The 7,801-nt window shown below is 72.0% G+C and carries 5 protein-coding genes; all 5 read right to left on the reverse strand.

Annotation, left to right across the window (positions count from 1 at the left end):
• Positions 1-519: 519 nt before the first annotated feature.
• A complete protein-coding gene (gene whiA, locus NYZ98_RS40820; RefSeq protein ID WP_248965560.1) occupies positions 520-1,500 on the reverse strand; it encodes a DNA-binding protein WhiA in 981 nt (326 codons plus the stop codon).
• Positions 1,501-1,638: 138 nt separating this feature from the next.
• A complete protein-coding gene (locus tag NYZ98_RS40825; RefSeq protein WP_262850871.1) occupies positions 1,639-2,562 on the reverse strand; it encodes a gluconeogenesis factor YvcK family protein in 924 nt (307 codons plus the stop codon).
• A 434-nt stretch (positions 2,563-2,996) separates the two neighbouring features.
• Positions 2,997-3,860 carry an RNase adapter RapZ gene (gene rapZ, locus NYZ98_RS40830; protein ID WP_262850875.1) on the reverse strand — a complete coding sequence of 288 codons (864 nt, stop codon included), beginning with the start codon at positions 3,858-3,860 and terminating at the stop codon, positions 2,997-2,999.
• An 80-nt stretch (positions 3,861-3,940) separates the two neighbouring features.
• Positions 3,941-5,833 carry an excinuclease ABC subunit UvrC gene (gene uvrC / locus NYZ98_RS40835; protein WP_262850877.1) on the reverse strand — a complete coding sequence of 631 codons (1,893 nt, stop codon included), beginning with the start codon at positions 5,831-5,833 and terminating at the stop codon, positions 3,941-3,943.
• A 276-nt stretch (positions 5,834-6,109) separates the two neighbouring features.
• Positions 6,110-7,801, reverse strand: a 1,692-nt coding sequence (locus tag NYZ98_RS40840; protein ID WP_262850873.1) for a hypothetical protein, incomplete at its 5' end; no start/stop codon positions are given.

Here is a 7,801-nt window from a genome sequence, read left to right on the forward strand (position 1 = left end):
CCACCCACCACCCACCCAAACCACCACCACCGACCCGAACCCACTCCACCGACCCCGAACCCACCATCGACCCGAGCCACCCGCCGCCCGACCTCGAATCACCCGAACCGACAACCACCGGCCCGGACCACCCGATCCGGCCAGACCCTGCCCGGGACACCCTCCTGCTGACCATCGACGACCGCCACCCCGAGCGACCCAACCTGCACACGGGGCGCCCGAAACGGAACCGCCACCGCGTAGCCCTCCGGCTACTCGACCCCACCCGCACGCGGACACCCAAGACGGAGCCTCCGCCACGTAGCGCTCCGACAGCTCGGCCCCACCCGCCGCGTAGCACTCCGACCGCTCAGCCGCACCCGCACGCGGGCACCCGAAACGGGACCCCACGCGTGGCGCTCCGGCTATTCGGCTCCACCCGCACGCCCTCCTGCACCCGGGGACCCAAGATGGGGCCTCCGTCGCATAGCGCTCCGACTGCTCGGCTCCACCCGCACACGGCCCCGAGACGGGAGCGTGTCAGGGGGCGAGCATCTCCGCGGTGAGGTTGGCGTCGGTGCTGGCGATGCCGAGGTCGGAGGCGCGTTTGTCCGCCATGGCGAGCAGCCGGCGGATGCGCCCCGCTATCGCGTCCTTGGTCAGCGGCGGGTCGGCGATCTGGCCCAGTTCCTCCAGCGACGCCTGCTTGTGCTCCACCCGCAGGCGCCCGGCGATCACCAGGTGCTCGGGGGCGTCGTCGCCGAGGATCTCCAGGGCCCGCTGGACCCTGGCCCCCGCCGCCACCGCCGCGCGCGCCGACCGGCGCAGGTTGGCGTCGTCGAAGTTGGCCAGGCGGTGGGCCGTGGCGCGCACCTCGCGGCGCATCCGGCGTTCCTCCCAGGCCAGCACGCTGTCGTGGGCGCCCAGCCGGGTGAGCAGCGCGCTGATCGCGTCGCCGTCCCTGACCACGACGCGGTCGACCCCGCGCACCTCACGCGCCTTGGCGTGGATCTTGAGCCGGCGCGCCGAGCCGACCAGCGCGAGCGCCGCCTCCGGCCCGGGGCAGGTCACCTCCAGGGACATCGAACGGCCGGGCTCGGTCAGCGACCCGTGGGCGAGGAAGGCACCCCGCCAGGCGGCCTCCGCGTCGCACGTCGCCCCCGACACCACCTGGCGCGGCAGCCCGCGCACCGGACGCCCGTGGTTGTCGATCAGGCCGGTCTGCCGGGCCAGCGCCTCGCCGTCGCGGTACACCCTGACGACGTACCTCGACCCCTTGCGCAGGCCGGCGGGCGCGAGCACCAGCACCTCGGCCTTGTGCCCGAACACCTCGCCGATGTCCTTGATCAGACGCCGGGCGGTGACATTGGTGTCGAGCTCCGCCTCGATGACGATGCGCCCGCCCACAAGGTGCAGCCCGCTGGCGAACCGGAGCAATGTCGACACCTCGGCCTTGCGGCAACAAGGCTTCAGCACCGCGAGCCGACTCAGCTCGTCCTTCACCACACCCGTCATGGCCATGTGCCTGTGTCCTCCCCCAAACAGACGCGTCTCATGATCGAAACCGCCTCGTCGCGCCCCGTGGACGTTGTCTGCGCCCGACGCGGCTCCATTCGCCCCCGGCAAGTCTCTCGCACCCCGTGGGCGCGCTGACCAGGATCAACGCTTCCCACGGAAAATCTCGTCCAGGACCGAGGCAAGCCGTCGTGCATCATGCCTCGGCGAGCCGTCCGCGGCCGCCACGTCGGCGAGCACCAGGCGCCCGCCCAGCGCGTCGGCCGCCTTCTCCAGCTCCTCGCGCTCCCCCACCACCCCGTGATCGGCGAGCACGACGTCGATCGTCAGGTCGGGGGCGTGCTCGCGCAGCACCTCCAGGTGCTTCTCGGCGGAGAAGCCCTCCGTCTCCCCCGGCTGCGGCGCCAGGTTCAGCGCCACCAGCCGCCGGGCGGCGGTGGTGTGCAGCGCGCCGGCGAGCTGGGGCACCTTCAGGTGCGGCAGCACGCTGGTGAACCACGACCCCGGCCCGAACACCACCCAGTCGGCGTCCCTGACCGCTTGCACGGCCTCGGGGCAGGCGGGCGGGTCGGCCGGGACCAGCGAGATCGCCTGGACGTTGCCGGGGGCGACCGCGCAGGCCACCTGCCCCCGGACGACCGTCACCACGCCGTCGTACTCCACCTCGGCCTCGATGTCGATGGGGACCGACGCCATGGGCAGCACCCGGCCGTGCGCCCCGAGCAGGCGGCCCACCCAGTCGAGCCCCGCGACCGGGTCGTCGAGCAGCTCCCAGAGCGCGACGATCAAGAGGTTCCCCACGGCGTGACCGTGTAACTCGCCCTCGCTGCGGAAGCGGTGCTGGACGACCTTGCTCCAGGTCTGCCCCCAGTCGTCGTCGCCGCACAGCGCCGCCAGCGCCATGCGCAGGTCACCGGGCGGCAGGACGCCCAGCTCGCGCCTGAGCCGCCCGCTGGAGCCACCGTCGTCGGCCACGGTCACCACCGCCGTCAGCTCGCCGGTGACCCTCCGCAGCGCCGACAGGGAGGCGTACAGCCCATGCCCACCCCCGAACGCAACAACCCGCACATCCCGCCCCACCCGCCCCGCGTCTTCCCCACCCAGAACCGAGCCCACCTCCAGCCCAGCCACCCCCCGCCGCGCCATTCCCCCCTCGGCGGGGACCTCCACCCGCGCCGCACCCGCCTCTGCGGATGCCCCCGATCGCGCCTTACCCGGCGCCGCGGGAGCCTCTGGTCGCGCGCTACCCGGCTCCGCAGATGCCCCCAGTCGCGCCGCACCCGCCTTCGCGGGGGTCTCCGGTCGCGCCGTGCCCGGCTTCGTGGGGGTCGTGGTGCCGTCTTCGGCCCGCGTACCGCCCTGCGGTCGCACGGCGGGGCCGTCCTCAGTCATCTCTCGCGTCGGTGATCGGTGCCCCTCGTCCTTACTGGCCGTCTCGCTCGATCGATCCTGCGGCGGGAGCGCGCCGTGGAGCGTACCCACGGGCGTCCCGTTCCCTGCACTCACTCGCGGCCCACATCCCGATGGCTCACCTGCACTTCCATGCCCCGATCGCGCAGTCGCGCGCCGATCTGCTCGGACATGGCCACGCTCCGGTGCCTGCCGCCGGTACAGCCCACGGCGAGGGTGGCGTACCCCTTGCCCTCGCGGACATATCCCGTGGCGACGACCCCGAGAACCTCCTCGTACGCGTCCAGGAACTCCTTGGCTCCCGGCTGGTTCAGGACGTACTCCCGCACGGGGGTGTCCAGGCCGCTCATCGGCCGTAGCTCGGGCACCCAGTGCGGGTTGGGCAGGAACCGGCAGTCGACCACCAGGTCGGCGTCCACCGGCAGGCCGTACTTGAAGCCGAAGGACACCACGTTGACCCGCAGGCCGGGCCGATCCTCCCCGCCGAAGAACGAAACGATCTTACCCCGCAGCTCGTGCACATTGAGCGAGGATGTGTCGATGACGAGATCGGCGTGGGCACGGACCTCCCGCAGGATGCCGCGCTCCCTGGCGATGCCGTCGACGAGCCGCCCATCGCCCTGGAGCGGATGCGGGCGCCGGACGTTCTCGAAGCGCCGCACCAGGCCCTCGTCGCTGGCCTCAAGGAAGACCACGCGCACGCCGACGCCGCGCGCCTCCAGCTCACCGATCGCGGTGTTCAGGTCGGTGGTGAAGGCCAGGCTGCGGACGTCGACCACGGCGGCGACCTTGTCGGCGTCGAGGTTGACCCGGCCGGCCTCCTCGGCCATGGCGAACAGCATGCCCGGCGGCAGGTTGTCGATGACGAACCAGCCGAGGTCCTCCAGGGCCTTGGCCGCCGTGCTGCGCCCGGCCCCGGACATGCCGGTGACGATCACGAACGCGGAGTCGTTCACCGCGCTCTTGTGGTCCCGCGGCTCGCCGGATCGCGACCGCGAGGTGTGGTGCCCATTCCCGTTTCCACCGGTCTGCTCGGTCACGTGCCCTCCCCCTTCAACGCGGCAACGATCGCCTCGGCCGTCGAAAGCCCGATGCCGGGAACCTCGCGGATCTCGTCGACGGTGGCCCCCCGCAACCGTTTGACCGATCCGAAGCGCTTCAGCAAAGCCTGCTTGCGCGCCGACCCGAGCCCGCGGATCTCGTCCAGAGCGCTCTCTTTGACAAGCTTCGCGCGTTTTGATCGATGGTAGGTGATGGCGAATCGATGAGCCTCATCGCGCACCCTCTGTAGAAGATAAAGCCCTTCGCTGCTCCGGGGCAGGATGACAGGCTGGTCGTCGCCGGGAAGCCAGACCTCTTCCAGCCGCTTGGCCAGGCCGCTGACCGCGACGTCGTCCACCCCGAGCTCGTCCAGGGCCCGCTGTGCCGCCGCCACCTGGGCCGGCCCGCCGTCGACCACGACGAGGTTGGGCGGGTAGGCGAACCTGCGGGGTTTGCCGGTCTCGGGGTCGATCGGCTCGGGATCGAGCTCGCCCCGGGCAGCGCGGTCCTCGACGTGCCGCCGGAACCGGCGGTAGACCACCTCGTAGATCGAGGCGACGTCGCCCTGTCCTGCGGTGCCGCGGATCGCGAACCGGCGGTACTCGCTCTTGCGCGCGAGGCCGTCCTCGAAGACCACCATCGAGGCCACCACGTCGTCCCCCTGGAGGTGGGACACGTCGTAGCACTCGATGCGCAGCGGCGCCTGGTCGAGGTCGAGCGCGTCGGAGATCTCCTGAAGGGCCCGGCTGCGGGTGGTGAGATCGCTGGCCCTGCGCAGTTTGTGCTGGGCGAGTGACTCCTTGGCGTTGCGCTCGACGGTCTCCATCAGCGTCCGCTTGTCGCCGCGCTGGGGCACCCGCACCTCGACCCGCGCGGTGCGCTGCTCGCTGAGCAGCTCGGCCACCGCCTCGACCTCCGGCGGGAGCGCGGGCACCAGGACCTCCCGGGGCACCGCCTCGGGAGCGGCCTCCCCGTACATCTGGAGCAGGAAGTGCTCCACGAGCTCGCCCGGGGAGGCGTCCTCGACCTTGTCGACGACCCAGCCGCGCTGGCCCCGGATGCGGCCGCCGCGCACGTAGAAGACCTGGACGGCGGCCTCCAGGGGATCCTCGGCCAGGGCGACCACGTCGCAGTCGGTGCCCTCGCCGAGCACCACGGCCTGCTTCTCCAGGGCACGCTGCAGGGCCTGGATGTCGTCGCGGAGCCGGGCCGCCCGCTCGAACTCCTCGGCGGAGGCGGCGTCGCGCATGTCGCGTTCGAGGCGCCTGATGAACCGGCCGGTGTTGCCCGCCATGAAGTCGCAGAAGTCCTCGGCCAGGCGGCGGTGGTCGTCCTCGGTGACCAGGCCGACGCACGGGGCCGAGCACTTGTCGATGTAGCCCAGCAGGCACGGGCGGCCGATCTGCCCGGCCCGCTTGAACACCCCGGCCGAGCAGGTGCGCACCGGGAAGACCCGGAGCAGCAGGTCGACGGTCTCGCGGATCGCCCAGGCGTGGGAGTAGGGCCCGAAATAGCGGGTGCCCTTGCGCTTGGCGCCCCGCAGGACCTGAACCCGGGGGAAGTCCTCCCCCATGGTGACGGCGAGGAAGGGGTAGGACTTGTCGTCGCGGTACTTGACGTTGAAGCGGGGGTCGAACTCCTTGATCCAGGAGTATTCGAGCTGGAGCGCCTCGACCTCGGTGCCGACGACGGTCCAGTCGACGCCGCCGGCGGTGGTGAGCATCGTCTGGGTGCGCGGGTGCAGGCTCGCGAAGTCGGCGAAGTAGGAGTTGAGGCGCTGCCGGAGGCTCTTGGCCTTGCCGACGTAGATCACCCTGCCCTGGGCGTCCCGGAAGCGGTAGACACCCGGGGACTCGGGGATCGAGCCCTGCTCGGGCCGGAAACTCAGGGGGCTGTTCGCGGATCTCGCCACACAGAAAGCCTATCCGGACCGTCCGACAGAACAGGGCTATCCAGCAGTCCATAGGGGCTTCCCAGAGGTACTGACGATCTTCTACCCGAGACCCGGAGGGGTCCGCCCCGGCCTGGGATCCACGACCCGCCGCACAGGATAAGGCGGCCTCGCCACAAGCACGAGGTCAGCCCGCCACACGGGACCCGGCACCCCGCGCGAGCGCAGGGTCAGGCCGCCGCACGGGATCCGGCGCCTCGCGCGAGCGCGTGGTCAGGGCCTGCAGAGCAGCCTGCGCTTGCCGGCGGTCACCACCTGGACGAACCCGGGCACCTCGAGGGGCCGGGTGGCGAGGACACAGCGCACGCCGTACCGGTCGGCGAGCAGCAGCCGCTCTCCGGGCGGGGTCTCCGCCGCGAACATCCGCGACTGCGCCGCCCGCCGCTCCGCCTCGTCGGGGACGAACGGATAGGGGTAGGGCGGCGCCACCGCGCGCACACCCCATCCGGCCAGCCGCCGGGCGACACCGATCCCGCTCACCATCACGACGTCCCCCTCCCGGACGTACGGCCTGGCGAAGTCACCACTGTGGCGGACCCGCACACCCGGCCAGCGGTCGATCGTCCTGGCCGGCGCGAAACCGGCGGAGAGTTCGGCAGGCAGACCCCTGGCCAGCCCAGGAACCGCACCGTACAGACCGATCACACAGGCCACAGCAACCACGACACCGTACGACCGCCTGCCCACGGCCCCCACAAGAACACGACCGAACCAACCCACGACAACCTCGGGAAAACGACCGTCCCGACCGACGACGACCGCAGGAAAACGACCGAACCGACCTGTGACAACCCCTGGGAGACGGCTGGACCGACCCATGGCGACTCCGGAAAGACGGCCAGACCGACCCATGGCGACTCCGGGAAGGCGCCCGAGCCGACCCTTGGCGAATGCGGGAAGGCGGCCGAGCCGGCCCGGATCGGGTCTCGTGAGGGACTCCGGCGCGCGCGCCGGGCGCTCGCCCAGGTGGCGGGCGAGGGCCAGGTGCGACATCAGGGCGATCGCGGGGATGAGCCTGGTGAACTCGTAGCGGCCCAGGAGGACGGCGACGATCACCAGCACGGCTCCCCCGGCGAATGCCGCCACCAGCTCCCGGCCCAGCGGCAGCCGCAGCCGCACCCCGTGCCACAGGGCCGGGACCCCCACCAGGACCAGCCAGTACTTCGTGAACGCGTGGGCGACGAGCAGGCTATGGATCCTGGAGAAGTCCGGCCCCGCCCACACCAGTCCGGACATGTCGGCATACGGCCAGAGGGCCGCCAGGGCGAGCGCCCCGGCGCAGGCGCACGCGAGCGCGAGCGACCTGCTCGCCGGCCAGGCCGACGGGCGGGCGAGCACGAAGGCGGCGGCCACGAACGCCGTTTCGGCGGCGGTGAAGGGGTGGATCAGCAGCATCAGCGCGGGCAGCACCGTGAGGAGCGCGAGATCGGCCCGGCGGCCCTCGTCACGAAAGCGGAGGAAGGCCGCGAGACACAGCGGCATCAGGGCCAGCGCCATCGTGGACGGGTAGGACTGGGTGAACGACAGCGAGACCACCGGCGCGAACCCGCTCCAGGCGAACGGCCGCGTCCCCCACAGCAGCAGGACGAAGGCGACGGCGAGGACGGCGGTCGCGGTCCGGTCGCCGAGGCGGCGGCTCAGCACGCGCACCCCCCACAGCAGCAAGCCGACGTTCACCACGCCGGCCGCCGCGAGGACGGTCTCGGGAGCCAGGCCGGACAACCGCGTGATCACGGCCAGCAGCAGGGTGTACGGCGAGAAGTAGGGACTCGGCACGTACCCGCCGACCAGCGGGTCCTCCGGCGCGAGCGGACTCAGCGCGGCCGCCCGCACGGTCGCCAGATGCAGACTCCAATCCCCGATCCACTCCCCCCGCCCCGCCACACCAGCCGCCCACCCCCCAAC

The sequence above is a fragment of the Sphaerisporangium corydalis genome, assembly GCF_025506355.1.
GTDB lineage: Bacteria > Actinomycetota > Actinomycetes > Streptosporangiales > Streptosporangiaceae > Sphaerisporangium > Sphaerisporangium corydalis.